Genomic DNA, 19,001 nt, shown 5'->3' with positions numbered 1-19,001 from the left:
CTTCCAGTGGATTTCTACATTGGGGGCACATCTGAGGGCATGCTTTGGATGGTTTGAAAAGGATGCCCCAGCCTGAGGTCCAACAGTTCCCTTCTAAAAAAGTCACCCGTTGTTGTTCCCACACACTGCGGAGTGAAGGTAGGCCGATGAGTTGCTCTCCTCTGCCCATGTGCGTGAGCAACCGACAACTAAATACTGCACTCTAAATCTATTCAGTCACTCTCAATAGATACTTACTCTTTGCATATTCGTCTGTTTCCTTATTTTATTATGCCTAAAACCATAGTTTCAAAGCGCTGCATCAGTCTAGATTGCCGAACCTTGCCAAAACAGGGGCCACCATGCTAAAACCCTGTTCTACCTAGCCTGAGCAAAAAATTCAAGGAGGAAATATGAATCTACTACGAATGTATGACAGAGCGTTCAGCGGCATAACCATCGATGAAATACGCAGGCGCATAGCAATATTCGAAGAGCACTCTGCTTCTTGGGAAACTGATGAGACGCTTGCCTTCATACTCGACCTGGCAATGGGGCAATCAGGATATGCACGAACACCGCGAATCCCGATATCGCGGAGGAGCTATCCAAGAAATACAAATTTTATCAGAGTTAGAAATCTAAAGGACGAACCTACAGAGAAGGAGCTCTTCATCGGTGACATGTGGGAAGCGCCTGCAAAACATGTAAAGCCTGGTAGGCTTAACGTTACGGGCGAGCAATTTCTATATACAACAGAGGGACAAACCAAAGCACCAAAGCTGGAAGTTGGTATAGAAGAAGGCGACCCCTACCTTCTTATATTTTACAAGTCTATCGATGACATTGAGCTGATTGACGTAGGATGGCAAGACGAAACTATACCAGAGTATTTTGGTGCTCACGCCGAGAAAGCTAGAGAAATCCTTGACTTCATAAATACCAGCTTTCGGAAAGATGACATATATATTATTAGCAATATAATAGCCAAAGAAATCCACCTAGGCGGCTTTGATGGCTGGTGCTACCCTTCCGTCAAGCTGGATGGTGCCATTAACGCCTGCTTTAACCTGCAAGCAAAAGGGAAATTAGATTTTTCGGGTGCTTTTGTCGCGCGAGATCTTGGGGGCCAGCAACAGGTAATTACCGTATGCGTTGATGGCAATGCAGGCTTAGCCTTATTCAGTGATTGGACTGATGAAAACTCACTAGCAAAGAAATTTTATGACGAAATCTGGGCTGACTATATGCAAACCGGAAACCTTGCCGACCTCAAAGAGAATAACAAATCAACAGACCCAGAGCTTCTTTACATCCTAAAGCTAGATATTTAATGCAAACTATAATTCTTTTTAGCCCATTTGCATTTTCCTAGAACGAGCATTGCGCATGGAGGCAACGAACAGCACTGTCTGCAGCGAGGCACTATTTTTCGACCGCCGCGCATCCCCCCCCCTGAAATGCTTCTATCCTAGGCACTTCCTTGGGTAAAGAAAAAGCAAACCGCCTAGCTTGATCAGTCGAATGGAAGCTGACGAGCCATGTCTCGAAGCGAGGTAGCTTGCCTCAGTGGCACCTCTAAAAACATAGGCGAGGCAGTCAGCGCAACGCAAAAACAGGCGAGGAAGCGAAGTTTACGGGTTGTAAATGAGCATTTCCAGACCTGTTTTTAACGCAGCGATGACAAAGCAGGTAGTTTTTAGAGGTGCCCTCAGAGGCACCTCGCCTCGGCAATAGGCTTGCCACGAAGTGAAGGGCATGAATACTCAGACACACCCTGAGCGCCCGACAAAACCTAGCTCCCCGCGCCTTTATCAGGACAAGAAAGCGATGTGCCCCATAAAATCGGTAAAGTTATGCTTATGCATATGATGCCTTTTAATTGTTTTTAGTTGCTCAAGCATGGAGCGCTTCAACAAGGCGTAGTACTCGTCTCTTTCCTGTACATATTCGCCCGTCGAAAGCTTCATGAAGGACGTGAGCGAACCATCCATTTTTTCATACCTGTTTCCCCAAAAAACGCCTGAAATCAAAGAAGACTTCACATTCAGGTATGCAACGGAACGTATTATCTGATCGCGCTCGACAGCCCCTTCCATATTACCCAAACACAACACCAACCACTCTGAAACGAACTGCGATGTCATCTCATTCCGAATAACCGGATGGGGATGATCCCCCTTGACAAGCTTCAAATTGCTTTCATGCGCCTTATAAAATCTATTAAACATACAATATTGAGCACAAAAAAGAAGATAAATAGATGAAAAGTGGAATCTCTTCTTCCTAAGAAGATATCTTATGGTAAGCTCACTTCCCTCGACATCCGCTAGTACCTCTCTTGCCTGTGAGGCCAGGCAATCCTCACCAATAGGTTCGTCACTACTTACTTCGTGATAAACAACCTCAAAATTGTTAGATGTAGCAGTCCCAGATCTGAAAAGATAATGTCGTTGCACCAAGTGGCTAAGCTCATGGAAGAATACCCATGTGAGCATTACCTCAAACATCAAAAAACGACAGGCCAACGCGTTTTCGGGAATGTCTGAATAAACCCCCTCTTCTTCAATACGATTTTTTATAGATTTATAAATCTCAGTATACTGAGACTCTGGGATATCTGGCACTCCACCTTCGAAAAAAGCAGGGGTGTTTGAAAACTCGGACTTTAGCGGATCACCGTAATCAGGACTATTCGAAATCTGATTTGCCAAGAGGGGAAAAGTGAATGAATCACGATATATCTCCCTCACCAAACCCATGAAGATCTCAATACGAGGATTGGCTGCATTGCTTGGAGAAACTATCGCTGAAGCGTTTACCGCTTCATCAAAAGGCAACTCACATTCAAGCCGCCCTCCCAAACTCGTATAAATCTCGTCATTAGACCACTTTACCAGATCCGCTACAATGATCTCAGCGAGGTCTTTGATCCAGGGAACGTCGAAGTATTGGTTCTCTTGAGCGTCTCTTGCCAACTTACCTTTGTCGTACCTGTTATCCATATGAGTATCTCAAGCTGATCAAAGCCCTAATTTTAAATCAGATAAAAAACTCTGCATAGGATGTTTTCCCAATTTTTTAAGACTTTAGGAAGTTAACGATAAAGCGCCATCGACGATGGCTAAGTGGTAGTGGAAGCCCGATGTAGCTAATGAGCAAAAGTTAATTGAAATACTTGATTAAATGCTTTAACGCCTGACAATTGTGTCTCGAGAAGTGGTGTAACTGAACCAACCGAAGGCACCCAGTGGACGAAAGAGGATGGTCATCGTGGTACTTGGCTAGGTTTTGTACGAAAAGTACTGCCTTATGCAACGTAGGCTCGAGGCCAAGGTGACCATAGCTGCAAAGCTACTGGCCAGCTTGTCGTAGCGGGTACCTATTCTGCGGTTCTCTTTTAGCCAGCCCAAAATCCGTGCAATGATGTTCCGCTGCCGATACTTTGGACGATCAAGGAGCCGGGGCAAGCCTGGCCGAGGCTTGCGTGGCATAGCCCGCAGTGGAATCACCGGCTGCATTCGGTACCGGTTGCAGTAGTGGCGCAGGTGTTCTGCGTCATATCCTTTGTCAGCCAGTAACCAGCGACTGCGTTTGCGTGGTCGTCCCGGCTTACCGGCAATTCGTACCTGATCCAGCAGCGGCTGGGCATGATCGATCAGTCCTTCCCGGTTCAATAGGATGTGCAAGCGCTCCAGTATCCGGTCGAACGTACCGTCGTGCTTCGACAATATCCGCAACCAACTCCGTGATTTCAACCTCTCCGAGGACTTCGATATCGCCTGTGAACTGGGTTACGGCCAGTTCATCTGGCAATCGGGGAACTATCTCAACCTTACGCGTTTTCCGCAGCCAGGCGCCGGGCATTACGCTCCGGCTGTCGATAGACACCCGGATCGACGCCCTTAGCAACCAGTGCCCTCACTACATTACACAGATGTAAGAGCATCTCACGAGTCAATTTCTGGATAGCTGCCGAACGACCAAGGATCCCGATACGAGTTGCTATCCAGTATACGGAGGCGCGCTGATTACCAGCCACTGCCATACTGGACTCCATCAGAAGTCGCCATTCGCGGTCGCTCGCACACCCGATGTGAATGGGGGCACAATTGGGGGCAAACCAAAACTTTCTCGGCCTGAAAACACCGTGCTAGAGCCCAGTCAAAATGTTTTTTGGCGACCCGGACAGTCTCGTCTAATCGCCCGTCCCAGAGCCTTCACGCTGGCAAATATCATTCCCACTGATAGTTACCTTCGTCGTATTCGATTCGTGCAATAAAACCCCCGGGAACAGAATCCGCCCATCTCAAATAACATCGGCGGATTTTCCCATGGTTCAGTCACTTACTCCTTTGCGCTACCCCCTTGCCGCGTTGGCTCTGGTGGTACTCAGCGCTTGCGGAAAAGGCCCGGAATCGGCAGCTCAGGCGCCGGCTGCGGCCAAAGTCAACGTCGCCAAGGTGCTTGAGCAGCCGGTCAATGAATGGGACGAAGTCACTGCGCGTCTGGAAGCGCCGGAAACCGTGCAGGTTCGTCCTCGTGTCTCCGGTCAGATCGACTCGGTAGCGTTCACTGACGGCGCACTGGTGAAGAAAGGCGACCTGTTGTTCCAGATCGACCCTCGCCCGTTCGAAGCCGAAGTTCATCGCCTGGACGCACAGCTGCAACAGGCCAAGGCCGCGTCGGTGCGCAGCAACAACGAAGCCCAGCGTGGTGAACGTCTGCGCACCAACAACGCCATCTCGGCCGAACTGGCCGACTCGCGGACCACCACCGCACAAGAATCCAAGGCGGCAGTCGCGGCCATTCAGGCCCAGTTAGATCTGGCCCGTCTGAACCTGAGCTTTACCCGCGTGACCGCGCCGATCACCGGTCGCGTCAGCCGTGCGGAAATCACCGCCGGCAACATCGTCACCGCCGATCAGAGCATCCTCACCAGCGTCGTTTCCACCGACAAGGTCTACGCCTACTTCGACGCCGACGAGCGCGTGTTTCTCAAATACAACCAGTTGGCGCGCGATGGCAAACGTGGCGCCACCACGCCGGTGTACATGGGACTGTCCGACGAAGTCGAGAACCCGCACCTGGGCCAGATGAACTTCATCGACAACCAGGTCAATCCACGGACCGGCACCATTCGCGGTCGCGCCGTGTTCGACAACAGCAAGGGTGAATACACCCCGGGCCTGTACGCTCGCCTGAAGCTGGTCGGCAGCGGCACCTACTCGGCCATGCTGATCAAAGACGAAGCGGTCGGCACCGACCTGGGCAAGAAATTCGTGCTGGTGGTCGACAAGGACAACAAAGCGACCTATCGCAATGTTGACCTGGGGCCGAAGCTTGAAGGCCTGCGCATCGTGCGCAGCGGTCTGGCCAAGGACGACCGCATCGTCGTCAGCGGCCTGCAGCGCGTGCGTCCCGGTTCGCCGATTGACCCGCAAGACACCCCGATGGCCAGTGCTGAAACACTCGCTGCGCTGCAACAACAACGCCAAGCACTTGAAGCCAGCAATCAACCCAAAGCCCAGTCAAAACTGGACGCCAAGGTTGCCGCTGCCGCTACGCCACGCGGTTAAGGGACTCACTCAATGAATTTCTCCAAATTCTTTATCACGCGGCCGATCTTCGCAGCGGTGCTGTCGCTGTTGATCCTGATCGCCGGTGCCATTTCGCTGTTCCAGCTCCCGATCAGCGAATACCCGGAAGTCGTGCCGCCGACCGTGGTCGTGCGCGCCAACTTCCCGGGGGCCAACCCGAAAGTCATCGGTGAAACCGTGGCCGCGCCACTGGAACAGGCGATCACCGGTGTTGAGAACATGCTGTACATGTCCTCGCAGGCGACCGCCGACGGCAAACTGACCCTGACCATTACCTTCGCGCTGGGCACCAACCTGGACACCGCGCAAGTACAGGTGCAGAACCGTGTCACCCGGACCGAACCGAAACTGCCGGAAGAAGTGACCCGCATCGGTATCACCGTGGACAAGGCCTCCCCTGACCTGACCATGGTGGTCCACCTGACCTCGCCGGACAAACGCTACGACATGCTCTACCTGTCGAACTACGCGGTGCTGAACATCAAGGACGAGCTCGCTCGCCTGAACGGTGTCGGTGACGTGCAGCTGTTCGGTATGGGTGATTATTCGCTGCGCGTCTGGCTTGACCCGAACAAAACCGCTTCGCGCAACATCACCGCCACCGACGTCGTCAACGCGATCCGCGAACAGAACCGTCAGGTCGCCGCCGGCCAGTTGGGCGCGCCGCCCTCTCCGAGCGCCACCAGCTTCCAGATGTCGATCAACACCCAAGGCCGTCTGGTCTCTGAGGAAGAGTTCGAAAACATCATCGTTCGTGCTGGCGAAAACGGCGAAATCACCCGCGTGAAAGACATCGCACGGGTCGAACTGGGCTCCAGCCAGTACGCGCTGCGTTCGCTGCTGAATAACCAGCCTGCGGTCGCGATCCCGATCTTCCAGCGTCCGGGCTCCAACGCCATCGACATTTCCAACGAAGTGCGCGGCGAGATGGAACTGCTCAAGAAGAACTTCCCGGAAGGCATGGACTACAGCATCGTCTATGACCCGACCATCTTCGTCCGTGGTTCGATCGAAGCGGTTGTTCACACGCTGTTCGAAGCACTGATTCTGGTGGTGCTGGTGGTGATCCTGTTCCTGCAGACCTGGCGCGCCTCGATCATCCCGCTGGCCGCTGTGCCGGTGTCGCTGATCGGTACGTTCGCCGTCATGCACCTGTTCGGCTTCTCCCTCAACGCGCTGTCGCTGTTTGGCCTGGTACTGGCGATCGGTATCGTCGTGGACGACGCCATCGTGGTGGTGGAAAACGTCGAGCGGAACATCGAACTCGGCCACGAGCCGATGGAAGCCACGCAGATCGCCATGCGCGAAGTGACGGGCCCGATCATCGCGACGGCGCTGGTGCTGTGTGCCGTGTTCGTCCCGGCGGCCTTCATCTCCGGTCTCACGGGGCAGTTCTATAAACAGTTTGCCCTGACCATTGCGATCTCGACGGTGATCTCGGCGTTCAACTCCCTGACCCTGTCGCCCGCCCTGGCTGCCGTGCTGCTGCGTTCTCACGATGCCCCGAAAGACGGCTTCTCGCGCTTCCTCGACAAACTGTTAGGTGGCTGGTTGTTCCGTCCCTTCAACCGCTTCTTTGTCAAAGCCAGTAACGGCTATGTCAGCACGGTTGGCCGCGTGATCCGCATCAGCGGCGTGGCGCTGGTGGTCTACGCGGGCCTGATCGTCATGACATGGCTGGGTTTCTCGAGCACGCCAACTGGCTTTGTGCCGCAGCAGGACAAGCAGTACCTGGTGGCCTTCGCGCAACTGCCGGACGCCGCGAGCCTTGACCGCACCGAAGACGTGATCAAGCGCATGTCCGATATCGCCCTGAAGCAACCGGGCGTCGAAAGCGCCGTGGCCTTCCCGGGCCTGTCGATCAACGGTTTCACCAACAGCCCGAACTCCGGCATCGTGTTCGTGACGCTCAAGCCGTTCGACGAGCGCAAGGACGCCAGTGAGTCCGCTGGCGCCATCGCCGGTGCGCTCAACGGCAAATACGCGTCGATCCAGGAAGCCTACATGGCGATCTTCCCGCCGCCGCCGGTACAGGGCCTGGGCACGATCGGCGGTTTCCGTCTGCAGATCGAAGACCGTGGCAACCTGGGTTACGACGAACTCTATAAAGAGACGATGAACGTCATCGCCAAGAGCCGCAGCGTGCCGGAACTGGCAGCCCTGTTCACCAGCTACACCGTGAACGTGCCGCAAGTGGACGCCGCCATCGACCGCGAGAAAGCCAAGACGCACGGCGTGGCCATCAGCGACATCTTCGACACCCTTCAGGTGTACCTGGGTTCACTGTATGCGAACGACTTCAACCGTTTCGGCCGTACCTATCAGGTCAACGTTCAGGCAGAACAACAGTTCCGTCAGGACGCCGAGCAGATCGGTCAGCTGAAAGTGCGTAACAACCTGGGTGAGATGATCCCGTTGGCGACCCTGCTGCACGTCACCAATTCGTCCGGCCCGGACCGCGTGATGCACTACAACGGTTTCATCACCGCCGAAATCAACGGCGCGGCGGGCCCTGGCTATAGCTCGGGTCAGGCAGAGGCGGCCATGAACAAGCTGCTCAAAGAGGAATTGCCTAACGGCATGACCTACGAGTGGACCGACCTGACCTACCAACAGATCCTGTCGGGCAACACGGCGCTGCTGGTCTTCCCGCTCTGCGTACTGTTGGCGTTCCTGGTACTGGCGGCGTTGTACGAAAGCTGGAGCCTGCCACTGGCGGTGATCCTGATCGTACCGATGACCCTGCTGTCGGCCATTGCCGGTGTGATCATCGCGGGCAGCGACAACAACATCTTCACCCAGATCGGCTTGATCGTACTGGTGGGCCTGGCGTGCAAGAACGCGATCCTTATCGTCGAGTTCGCCAAGGATGAACAGGAAAAAGGCAAAACCCCGCTGGAAGCCGTTCTGGAAGCGTGCCGCCTGCGTCTGCGTCCGATCCTGATGACCTCCTTCGCGTTCATCATGGGTGTGGTGCCCCTGGTTCTGTCCAGCGGTGCCGGTGCCGAGATGCGTCATGCCATGGGCGTGGCCGTGTTCTCGGGGATGCTCGGCGTGACCTTCTTTGGTCTGCTGCTGACGCCTGTGTTCTATGTGCTGATTCGTAACTACGTTGGACGCAAAGAGGCACGCAAGGCGGCCAAGGCTCAACGGGTTCAGACCATCTCTTCGGAGGCTCATTGATGAAGGCTGCAAAACTCTTCCTGCCGAGCCTGTTGGTCCTGGCGCTGGCGGCCTGTGCCGTCGGCCCTGACTACAAGAAGCCGGACACCGCGGCGGCCAATGTTCAGGCCGCTGCCCAGGGCGCCTACGACCGCAGCCGTACCGAAACCATCTGGTGGCAGCAGTTCGACGACCCGACCCTGAACAAGCTTGTTGCGCAATCCCTGCAAGGCAACCGTGAATTGCGTGTGGCATTCGCCCGCCTGAAAGCGGCTCGCGCTATCCGCGATGACATCAGCAACGATGCCATGCCGGTGGTCACCAGCCGCGCCAGCAGCCAGATCGGCCGCGCTCAGGTGCCGGGTGAAACCGAGCACCGGGTCAACCAGGAACGCTATGACCTGGGCCTGGACATGGCGTGGGAAATCGACCTGTTCGGTCGCATCCAGCGCGAACTGGAAGCCAGCGAGGCCGATCAGCAAGTGGCCGAGGCCAACCTGTATCAGCTGCAAGTCACCATGATCGCCGAGCTGGTCGATGCCTATGGCCAGCTGCGTGGCGCGCAACTGCGCGAAAACATTGCCCGGGACAACCTGAAAAACCAGCAGGACTCGCGCAACGTGACCGTGCAACTGCGTGATGAAGGCGTGGGCAACGAAATCGATGTGGTGCGTGCCGATGCACGGCTGGCCGCTGTTGAGGCGACCATTCCGCAGTTGCAGGCCGAACAGGTCCGTGAGCGCAACCGTATCGCCACCCTGCTCGGTGAGCGCCCGGATGCCATGACCGTCAGCCTGGCGCCTGCCAAGCTGCCCGCGATCTCCAAGGCATTGCCGATTGGCGATCCCACCAAACTGCTGGAAAACCGTCCCGACGTGCGCAGCGCCGAGCGGCAACTGGCGGCTCAGACCGCGCGCATCGGCGTGCAGACCGCCGACCTGTTTCCACGGGTCAGCCTGAGCGGTTTCCTGGGTTTCACCGCCAGCCGTGGTTCGCAGATCGGCTCCGGTGCCGCGCAAGCATGGGGCCTTGGCCCGAGCATCACGTGGGCGGCATTTGACCTGGGCAGCGTGAAAGCGCGCATCCGGGGCGCCAACGCCGACGCCGAAGGGGCCCTGGCCAATTACGAGCAGCAGGTGTTGCTGGCACTGGAAGAAACCGAGAACGCCTTCAGCGATTACGACAAGCGCCAGCAACGTCTGGTGTCGCTGGTGCGTCAGAGCGAGGCGAGTCGCTCGGCGGCCAACCTGGCGAGCATTCAATACAAGGAAGGCACGGCTGACTTCCTGGTACTGCTGGATGCCGAACGTGAACGTCTGGCGGCTGAGGACAGTCAGGCCCAGGCCGAGATCGAGTTGTATCGCGGCATCGTCGCGATCTACAAAGCGCTCGGTGGCGGCTGGCAGCCAAACGCCTGACACGCGGAAACCGTTGCGGGGCGGTTCACCCACCGCCCCTCAAAGCCCCGGGCTCACAAGGTTCGGGGCTTTTCCGTTTCCGGGGGCGTTATTGCTGTTTGACACTCGCCCCACTCTCCCCGAAGCTGCTGCTCACGCAGAAACGGAAATCGGTATGCCTATCCCGTCTTCGCCGCACCCTCCGGCCCCTCTAAAAAATCGCCGCCGTTGGCTGAATGTGATCGCACTGGGCGCATTGGCGCTGATCATCGCTGTCGGTTTGCTGGTCCATGGCTGGCGCGCACCGCCACCCGCGCCGGTGGTCAATCACAGCTATGCCGAAGCACTGGAACAAGCCCACAACGGTAAACCCGGCGCGGCGCGTGTCCTTTATCAGCAATTGAGCCGAACCGACCTGTCGGACATTCGGCGCTCAGGCCTGCTCACTGAGCTGGCCAATTACCCCAGCCCCCAGGCGCTGAAAATTCTCGACGGCGACCTCAAGCGCCCTGCTCCGCTTGTCCAGCAAACCGCCATCGACACCGTCGCCGCCCTGGTGCCAGACGCTCAACGCAGCGTCCTGATAGGTCCCTTACTGGACGATCCCGATCAGAGCGTACGCTTCTGCGCAGTCCGCGCACTGCTTGGGCTGACCCCTGATGATCTGGGGTTGTATTACGCAAGCGTTCAGGACGCCGCCGAGCAATACCAGAACACCCTGGCCTCTCAACCGCCCAACGGTGAAAGCCAGCTGGAACTGGCGAAGCTGTTCGTGAACACGGGCGCGTTTGAAAAAGCCTTCGATGCGCTGGACCTTGCGCTGAAACTGGAGCCCAACAACCTTCAGGCAGCAGTCGCCCAGGTTCAACTGTTGGACCAGCGCGGCCAGACCGACCGTTCGCGTCAACAACTCGCTCAGTTGCTTGAGAAGCACCCACAGTCGGCATTACTCCAATATGAGCTCGGCAAGTGGCTGTTGCGGCATCAGCAGAATGAGTATGCGTTGCTGGCCATGGCCAAAGCGGTGGAGCTGGAACCCGAGAACACTGTTTATCGATACGATCTCGCGGCGGCTCTGCATGACCTTCACCAACTGGAGCCGGCGCAGCGTCAGCTTGAAGACATCCTGCAGCGGCAACCGGCCAATCGGCGCGCCCGAACGCTGTTGATTCGTTATTGGCAGGAAAACGGTCAATTGCAGAAAGTTCAGGTACTCCTCGCAGAGCTCGAGCAGCTCAATCCCGATGACCCGGCCTTGCAACAAGGCCTGTAGATGGCGAAAACAGCGGCATTGGGCGCAGCACCGATAGTTTCCCGTATTGGCCTAGTTTGAGAAATTACTTACAAGGCTTTACACCCGTGTTGTCAGTTTTTGTCAGACCGGTTTATGTTTGCCGTGATCTTTCATTTAACAATTGCACCTCACCTATTTTACAACTCGAAAAAAACGTGCATTATTTGTCCGTCGCGCATCACAACTACCCCCGCCACGGACGTGAAGCTGACAGCGCAACGTTAGTTTCTTCAAATCTTGATCCGTCAAGGCATCGGGGTAGTGACAAAATGAGCACAGGACCCTGACGTGCGTCCATGTAGCTTGCGTTGGGCTGACAACAGCCATTTATCGCCGGAGTACTATATTTGTCCAGACTTGCCGAGTTTCGCGCAGCAGAAAAAGCCCTTCAGGAACAGCTGGCTCAGCTGGAAAGCCTGAAGAATGACGCCGGGTTGAAAAAGGAGATCGAGTTCGAGCAGAAGCTCCAGGCCCTGATGAACACGTACGACAAGAGCCTGCGTGACATCATCGCCATCCTTGATCCGAACCCATCCACCGCCACCGCTGCACCGGCGGGCCCAAAACGCCGCCGCGCCCGTGTGGTCAAGGTGTATCAGAACCCGCACACCGGCGAACTGATCGAAACCAAAGGTGGCAATCACCGCGGCCTGAAGTCCTGGAAAGAACAGTACGGTGCCGAGACTGTCGATTCCTGGTTGCGTGGCTGATCGTCACGGCTGCACGACCAAAGCCTTATAAAAAAGCCCCGTTCTTCGGGGCTTTTTTATAAGCGTATTTAAGCAGACAAATAATTGACAGGCGGTGAAACGGCAAGTCTGGATAGTGGATGGTTTGCGAGCCAGAGTTCAACTTCGTATAAATCCCGTCGAGGCGCGCCGACTCACTGTTCGACACTTTGATGTTCATACCCCCCATTGCACCCTATACAAAGGAGTAATGAATTCGTGTTATCAGCCAGACTGATTTCAGGCGCCAAAATAATTCGCTGACACGCGCATTATTGACGATGAAGGCCCCTTCATCTGTTTGGCTGGCAAAGGGCGCGAATCTTCACACTTTTTTCACATGCGGTTCTACACGATGGACACAGCTAAAGGATTAGCACCCCATGCCCGCTTCGGCGGGCTTCTTAATGCCTGCGATTTGAACCCGTTCACTTTCGATCACGGCGTTACATCCAGACGCAGGCTGTCGCGGATCCGCAGAACTTCCTCCTTGTTGGCCGCATAGCCATCCGCCGACCCCGCGTAGGACAACGACCAGGCCATCTCCTTATTGGCTGCCGCCACGAGGGTCTGGGTCATCACGTGCGCCCCGTTCTGCGTGATCGTGCAGGTCGTCTCCATGGCGGGAACCTCGCTCAGCGTGCTGTCTTTCATCTTTGTGCAGACACTCTGAAACCCGCTGCGGACGAAATTGACCTGCACGGCCTTGCGCATTTCCAGCAATACGCCTTGTACGTTGACGTCATGACCGGGTTGCAATCGGGTCTGCGTCAGCTCCACCACCATCGCCGGATCACCGTTCTGATCATTCTTGACGGCTCGCTGACGGATTTGCACCGAGGGATGGACAGGCGTTGAAGGCGGCTGAGGCAAGGCTTCCACTTCCCAGTCACTCGGCCAGACGATCATGGCGTCGGACGCCGACGCGAAGTTGAGACCTAAGGGCAGGCACAGACCTGCGAGGAAGAACGTGCGTAACGTAAAGAACATGACCGATACCTGAACGTCGAGCCGGAAAGTGTGAGCCAGACGCGCCACGGTCACAAGGCCCGGCGTCGCACTCTGCACATTGGGTTTTGGCTCACGCGCCGCGTCCCGTATCATGAGGCAACATTTACAGGACCACCCTGGAGTCATCGATGAGCCTGCACGAACTGAACACTTTCCCTGGCGTCACTGCCCAACCTGACGCGGCCACTGCGCAATTCGTGTTTAACCACACCATGTTACGCGTCAAGGACATCACCGCCTCGCTGGATTTCTACACCCGCGTGCTGGGGTTCAGCCTGGTCGAAAAGCGTGACTTTCCCGAAGCGGAGTTCAGCCTCTACTTCCTGGCCCTGGTCGACAAGGCGCAGATCCCGTCCGACGACGCGGCACGCAATGTCTGGATGAAAGGCATCCCTGGCATCCTGGAACTGACCCATAACCATGGCACCGAGAAAGATCCCGAATTCTCGTACCACAACGGCAACACCGATCCCCGCGGTTTTGGCCACATCTGCATCTCCGTACCGGATGTGCACGTCGCCTGCGCGCGCTTTGAGGAACTGGGTGTCGACTTCCAGAAACGCCTGACCGACGGCCGGATGAAGAGCCTGGCCTTCATCAAGGACCCGGATGGCTACTGGGTCGAGATCATCCAGCCAACGCCGGTTTAAGCCCCGCGTAACGCGCTCTGTGGGCGCGTGCTTGCCCGCAATGGCGCCGGACCGGCTCACTCGGCCTTGACTGACCGCGCGCCTGCAAAAGCAATCGCGCATAAAAAAACCTCATGATCGCTCATGAGGTTTTTTTGTTTCTGCTGACTCAGCCAGGCATCAAGCCGGTGCGCTGGTGCGGATCAAGTGGTCGAATGCGCTCAGGGAAGCCTTTGCGCCCTCGCCGACCGCGATCACGATCTGCTTGTACGGCACCGTGGTCACGTCACCGGCCGCGAAGATCCCGGGGATCGACGTCTCACCGCGCTGATCGACAACAATCTCACCCCGTGGCGACAGCTCGATCGTGCCCTTGAGCCACTCGGTGTTCGGCAGCAAGCCGATCTGCACGAAGATACCTTCCAGCTCGATGTTGAGCTCGTCGCCGATGGTGCGGTTCTTGTAGCGCAGGCCATTGACCTTCTGGCCATCACCCGTCACTTCGGTGGTCAGCGCACTGGTCAGCACGGTCACGTTTGGCAGACTGTGCAGTTTGCGTTGCAACACGGCGTCAGCGCGCAGGGTGCTGTCGAACTCGAGCAGCGTCACGTGCGACACGATACCGGCCAAATCGATCGCCGCTTCGACGCCCGAGTTGCCGCCACCGATAACCGCGACACGTTTGCCTTTGAACAGCGGACCGTCGCAGTGCGGGCAATAAGCCACGCCCTTATTGCGGTATTGCTGTTCGCCCGGCACGTTCATTTCGCGCCAGCGGGCACCGGTCGCCAGAATCACGGTCTTGCCCTTGAGCACGCCACCACTGGCGAACTTGACCTGATGCAGCTCGCCATCCTTGCCAGGAATCAGCTGGTCGCCGCGCTGCAGGTTCATGATGTCGACTTCGTATTCCTTGACGTGTTCTTCAAGGGCGACCGCCAGTTTCGGGCCTTCAGTGTGTTGCACCGAAATGAAGTTTTCGATCGCCAGGGTGTCCAGCACCTGACCGCCGAAGCGTTCAGCGGCGACACCGGTACGAATACCTTTACGCGCTGCGTAGATCGCCGCAGCGGAACCCGCCGGGCCACCGCCGACGACCAGCACATCGAATGCTTCTTTGGCGTTGAGCTTTTCAGCCTGGCGGTCACCGGCACTGGTGTCGATCTTCGCCAGAATCTCTTCCAGGTTCATGCGACCCTGACCGAACAGCTCGCCGTTCAGGTAGATGCTGGGGACCGACATGATCTGGCGATCAGTGACTTCTTGCTGGAACAGGCTGCCTTCGATCGCAACGTGCTGCACATTCGGGTTCAGCACAGCCAGCAGGTTCAGCGCCTGAACCACGTCAGGGCAGTTCTGGCAGGTCAGCGAGAAATAGGTTTCAAACTTGAACTCACCGGTCAGGGCGCGCGCCTGCTCGATCGTGTCCTCACTGGATTTCGACGGATAGCCGCCGACTTGCAGCAAGGCCAGTACGAGCGAGGTGAATTCGTGGCCCATTGGCAGGCCGGCAAAACGCAGCTTGATGTCCTGGCCCGGGCTGTTCAGGGCGAAAGACGGTGTGCGTGCATCGTTGCCATCGGTATTCAGGGTGATCTGATTGGAGCTGCTGACGATGTCATTGAGCAGTGCCAGCATTTCTTGCGATTTCGCGCCGTCATCAAGGGACGCGACGATCTCGATTGGGCGAGTGATCCGCTCCAGGTACGATTTCAACTGAGCTTTAAGATTGGCGTCCAACATGATTCGGCTTCCTTTTCAATATTCTAAATCTGGAAATAAAAACGCCCAGGAGATAACCGCCCGGGCGTTTTTTGGGGGCGATGCGGTTTACGTGCTAGAGCTCATCGCTCCCGGTCCGGCCATGAGTGTCATGGGGACTTAGATCTTGCCGACCAGGTCCAGGGACGGAGCCAGAGTCGCTTCGCCTTCTTTCCACTTGGCTGGGCAGACTTCGCCCGGGTGAGCAGCCACGTACTGAGCAGCCTTGATCTTGCGCAGCAGCTCGGAAGCGTCACGGCCAACGCCGCCGTCGTTCAGTTCAACGATTTTGATCTGACCTTCAGGGTTGATCACGAAGGTGCCACGGTCAGCCAGACCTGCTTCTTCGATCAGAACGTCGAAGTTGCGGGAGATGGTCAGGGTTGGGTCGCCGATCATGGTGTACTGGATTTTGCCGATCGCTGGCGAGGTGTTGTGCCAGGCAGCGTGAGCAAAGTGGGTGTCGGTAGAAACGGAGTAGATTTCCACGCCCAGTTTCTGGAACGCGTCGTAGTTGTCAGCCAGGTCTTCCAGTTCGGTTGGGCAGACGAAGGTGAAGTCGGCTGGGTAGAAGAACACCACAGACCATTTGCCTTTGAGGTCAGCATCCGAAACGTCAACGAAAGAGCCGTTCTTGAAAGCGGTCGCTTTAAACGGTTTTACTTGGCTGTTAATGATAGGCATCGGGTGGATCTCCTTAGGGTTGGAAAATCGGGTGTGTGTCAAATCGATGGGGAGGATATTACTCACAATCACCTGCGATGGCTCATTGGCAAACCTCATGCTGGTGATTGGTTTTCGCTATAGAACCACTCTATTAATAGAAGAAATCAGTGACACCTTTTCGTGCCTCGCTCTTATCAAGACGAATGGCCCCGTCCGCCGCCGCCATTTAACCGCGAACACAGCCTAGCGAGTTCTTCCTGATGTGTTCAAGTCGCCAAGACATCTGGCCCAAGATCGAGCACAATAGCGCTCATTGATGGTATGTAACACTACATACGTAACGCCGTACGTTTTGACAGGAGCATGCATGGCGCGCAGCGGTGTAAGCAAGGCAGAAGTTCAGGCGGCAAGGCTGGCGTTGATCGCGCGTGGCGAAAATCCCAGTATCGATGCAGTACGTATCGAGATGGGCAATACCGGCTCCAAGACCACCATCCACCGTTTCATGCGTGAACTGGATGAGCATGATACTGGCGCCTCACCTCCACAAATCGACGACGAGTTACTGGCCCTCGTCAGTCGCCTGGCCAGTCGCCTGCGGGAGCAGGCGCAGGAACACATCGACGAAGCACAGGCCAGACTCGACGCCGAAAAGAAAGCATTGCAAGACACGCTGCAACAGACCCAACGCCAACTGGCCGACCTGATTGAGCGCCACGCCTTGCAAACCACCAAGCTGGGCACCCAGACAGCCACCTTGCTCAGCACGCAACACGAATTGCAAACAGAGCAAAAACACAACGCGCGCCTGGTTCAAGCAGCCAAAGACGTTGAGTCTCGCCTGCAAGACAAGGACGAGCAGATTCGTTCGTTGAAAGAACAGCACCTGCAGTCCCACACCCAATGCGCATTGCTTCAGGAGCGATTGAATAACGCGATCAAGGAAAGCGAAAAAATTCAGGAGCGCCTGACCGAACGCGACCAGCAGAACCGGGTGCTGGAACTCATCTTGATCAAGACCGAAGTGGCACTGGAAAACGTACGAGCGGGGCAGCCTGCCGCGCCACCCTCCCGCGAGGGCTAAGCACTGTCAGACGGCGCCTCGATCAGCCCACGCACCCGCTGTGCCAGCTCATCGATGCTGAATGGCTTGGTCAGCATGTCCATGCCAGCGTCTAGAAAATCGCCCCGCACCTGGGCATTGCGCGCGTAACCCGTCATGAACAGCACGCGCAGCTCAGGCCGGTGCTGGCGGGCGATTTCCGCGAGTTGCCTTCCATTCATGCCCGGCAGGCCGACATCGGTCACCAACAGATCGATACGGCCAGCCCCCAGCAGGATCGGCAACGCCGCTGCGCCATCCGGCGCCACTTCTACCGAATAGCCAAGCTCGCGCAACACATCGACCACCAACATCCGCACATCCGGCTCGTCTTCAACGACCAGCACACGCTCGCCCTGACTGGCCCGAGGCGGGGCCGGATCTTCATTCGCCGGGACCTGCCCCTCATTCGATTCGAAGTGGCACGGCAAGTACAGGTCGATGCGCGTGCCCTGCCCTTCAACGCTGTCGATCTGAACCTGGCCACCTGTCTGATTGATGAAGCCGTACACCATCGACAAACCAAGCCCTGTTCCCTGGCCGATCGGCTTGGTGGTGAAGAAAGGATCGAAGGCGCGGGCGATCACATCGCTGGACATACCGGTGCCGGTGTCCTGCACGCTCAGGCGCACGTAATCGCCCGGCGTGAGCGCATCGTGCAGCACGGCCACGTGCACCACTTCGGTCTGGATCAGCAAGCGGCCGCCGTCAGGCATGGCGTCGCGCGCATTGATCACCAGATTCAGCAGTGCGTTTTCAAGCTGGTGTTCGTCGGTGTGGGTCAAACGCAGCGAGCTGTTCAGGTCGATTTCCAGCTCAATGCTTTCACCAATGGTTCGCCGCAGCAGCTCCTCCATGGACACGACCATGTGATTGATGTCCACCGCGCGCGTATTCAGCGACTGGCGCCTGGCGAACGCCAACAGTCGATGGGTCAGCGAGGCCGCACGATTCGCCGAGCTCATCGCAGCCTCGATGTAGCGGTCAATCTCTGACACTCGCCCGGCCGCAACTCGACGCCGAATCAGGTCCAATGCGCCCAGCACGCCCGTGAGCATGTTGTTGAAGTCATGGGCAATGCCGCCAGTGAGTTGCCCGATGGCATCCATTTTTTGTGCGTGACGTAATGCTTCTTCGGCCTGAGCGCGCTCGGCAATCTCAACCTGCAGACGCTCGTTGATGTCGGCCAGTTCGCGAGTGCGCTCCGCAACACGAAGCTCAAGACTCTCGTTGAGCTCACGTAAAGCGTCTTCGGCCTTGACCTGCGCAGTGATATCCGTGTTTGTGCCGATCCAGTAAGTAATACTCCCGGAATCGTCACGAATGGGGAGTGCTCGCGAGAGAAACCAACGGTACAAACCGTCCTTGCCACGCAACGGAAAAGTGTCTTCCCAGATAGACCCTGTTGCAAAACAACGGCGAAAACGCGAGTCGACACGTTCCAGATGATCGGGGTGATGAAGCGATCGCCACCCCAACGCCATCATTGCCTCATGGGACGTGCCGGTGTAGCTGTACCAGCGCGCGTTGTACCAATAAATCCATCCGCCAGCATCGGCAATCCACGCCAACTGACTCATGTTGTCGGCGAGCGTGCGGAATTGCCGCTCACTTTCGTGCAACGCTTTTTCAACGGCGAGCGACGGCTGATCGGTCGATGGATCGTCAGGCG

Annotated in this window: 11 protein-coding genes and 3 pseudogenes; 8 read left to right on the top strand and 6 right to left on the bottom strand. The window is 56.6% G+C overall.

Features of this window, described 5'->3' with window-relative positions; genetic code table 11:
- The first annotated feature begins 392 nt into the window (after nucleotides 1-392).
- Nucleotides 393-1,313 (top strand): hypothetical protein, encoded by a 921-nt coding sequence (locus BLS87_RS03580; protein ID WP_074750340.1) that lies wholly within the window; start codon nucleotides 393-395, stop codon nucleotides 1,311-1,313.
- A 480-nt stretch (nucleotides 1,314-1,793) separates the two neighbouring features.
- Here the strand turns inward: BLS87_RS03580 and BLS87_RS03575 are convergent, their stop codons facing one another.
- Together BLS87_RS03575 and BLS87_RS03570 are read right to left on the bottom strand one after the other, a co-directional pair.
- Nucleotides 1,794-2,984, bottom strand: a complete 1,191-nt coding sequence (locus tag BLS87_RS03575; RefSeq protein ID WP_074750338.1) for a hypothetical protein — start codon at nucleotides 2,982-2,984, stop codon at nucleotides 1,794-1,796.
- 279 nt (nucleotides 2,985-3,263) lie between these two features.
- Nucleotides 3,264-3,704: pseudogene (locus tag BLS87_RS03570) on the bottom strand (transposase); the annotation flags it as partial.
- 609 nt (nucleotides 3,705-4,313) lie between these two features.
- Between BLS87_RS03570 and mexE the strand changes: the two are divergent.
- From mexE to BLS87_RS03540, 5 genes are all read left to right on the top strand, one after another.
- A complete protein-coding gene (gene mexE / locus BLS87_RS03560; protein ID WP_074750334.1) occupies nucleotides 4,314-5,558 on the top strand; it encodes a multidrug efflux RND transporter periplasmic adaptor subunit MexE in 1,245 nt (414 codons plus the stop codon).
- A gap of 12 nt (nucleotides 5,559-5,570) precedes the next feature.
- Nucleotides 5,571-8,762: an efflux RND transporter permease subunit gene (locus BLS87_RS03555; protein ID WP_074750332.1), complete on the top strand. Its 3,192-nt coding sequence runs from the start codon at nucleotides 5,571-5,573 to the stop codon at nucleotides 8,760-8,762.
- Nucleotides 8,762-10,159 (top strand): efflux transporter outer membrane subunit, encoded by a 1,398-nt coding sequence (locus BLS87_RS03550; protein ID WP_074750330.1) that lies wholly within the window; start codon nucleotides 8,762-8,764, stop codon nucleotides 10,157-10,159. The genes BLS87_RS03555 and BLS87_RS03550 overlap by 1 nt, the downstream gene beginning before the upstream one ends.
- Before the next feature lie 154 nt (nucleotides 10,160-10,313).
- Nucleotides 10,314-11,411, top strand: coding sequence for a tetratricopeptide repeat protein (locus BLS87_RS03545; RefSeq protein ID WP_074750328.1), 1,098 nt, complete (start codon nucleotides 10,314-10,316; stop codon nucleotides 11,409-11,411).
- 368 nt (nucleotides 11,412-11,779) lie between these two features.
- Nucleotides 11,780-12,142 (top strand): histone-like nucleoid-structuring protein, MvaT/MvaU family, encoded by a 363-nt coding sequence (locus BLS87_RS03540; protein ID WP_074750326.1) that lies wholly within the window; start codon nucleotides 11,780-11,782, stop codon nucleotides 12,140-12,142.
- Between the two features lie 456 nt (nucleotides 12,143-12,598).
- Here the strand turns inward: BLS87_RS03540 and BLS87_RS03530 are convergent.
- Nucleotides 12,599-13,187: pseudogene (locus BLS87_RS03530) on the bottom strand (DUF4946 domain-containing protein); the annotation flags it as partial.
- A gap of 112 nt (nucleotides 13,188-13,299) precedes the next feature.
- On the opposite strand from BLS87_RS03530, the gene gloA reads away from it, so the two are divergent.
- Nucleotides 13,300-13,821: a lactoylglutathione lyase gene (gene gloA, locus BLS87_RS03525; RefSeq protein ID WP_074750322.1), complete on the top strand. Its 522-nt coding sequence runs from the start codon at nucleotides 13,300-13,302 to the stop codon at nucleotides 13,819-13,821.
- A 159-nt stretch (nucleotides 13,822-13,980) separates the two neighbouring features.
- Here the strand turns inward: gloA and ahpF are convergent, their stop codons facing one another.
- Together ahpF and ahpC are read right to left on the bottom strand one after the other, a co-directional pair.
- Nucleotides 13,981-15,543: an alkyl hydroperoxide reductase subunit F gene (gene ahpF / locus BLS87_RS03520; RefSeq protein WP_074750320.1), complete on the bottom strand. Its 1,563-nt coding sequence runs from the start codon at nucleotides 15,541-15,543 to the stop codon at nucleotides 13,981-13,983.
- Between the two features lie 138 nt (nucleotides 15,544-15,681).
- Entirely contained in the window at nucleotides 15,682-16,245 is a 564-nt protein-coding gene (gene ahpC, locus BLS87_RS03515; RefSeq protein WP_062381274.1) for an alkyl hydroperoxide reductase subunit C, read from the bottom strand.
- Nucleotides 16,246-16,594: 349 nt separating this feature from the next.
- Here ahpC and BLS87_RS03510 point away from each other — a divergent pair, with 349 nt between their 5' ends.
- On the top strand, nucleotides 16,595-17,311 hold the full coding sequence (locus BLS87_RS03510) for a DNA-binding protein (protein ID WP_074750318.1): 717 nt from the start codon (nucleotides 16,595-16,597) through the stop codon (nucleotides 17,309-17,311).
- Here BLS87_RS03510 and BLS87_RS03505 read toward each other — a convergent pair.
- Nucleotides 17,308-18,960, bottom strand: a pseudogene (locus BLS87_RS03505) (hybrid sensor histidine kinase/response regulator); the annotation flags it as partial. The gene BLS87_RS03510 and the pseudogene BLS87_RS03505 sit on opposite strands and share 4 nt — an antisense overlap.
- Nucleotides 18,961-19,001 lie beyond the last annotated feature (41 nt).

This window comes from Pseudomonas abietaniphila, from assembly GCF_900100795.1.
Classification (GTDB): Bacteria; Pseudomonadota; Gammaproteobacteria; order Pseudomonadales; family Pseudomonadaceae; genus Aquipseudomonas; species Aquipseudomonas abietaniphila.
This window is presented reverse-complemented; position numbering and strand designations above follow the sequence as displayed.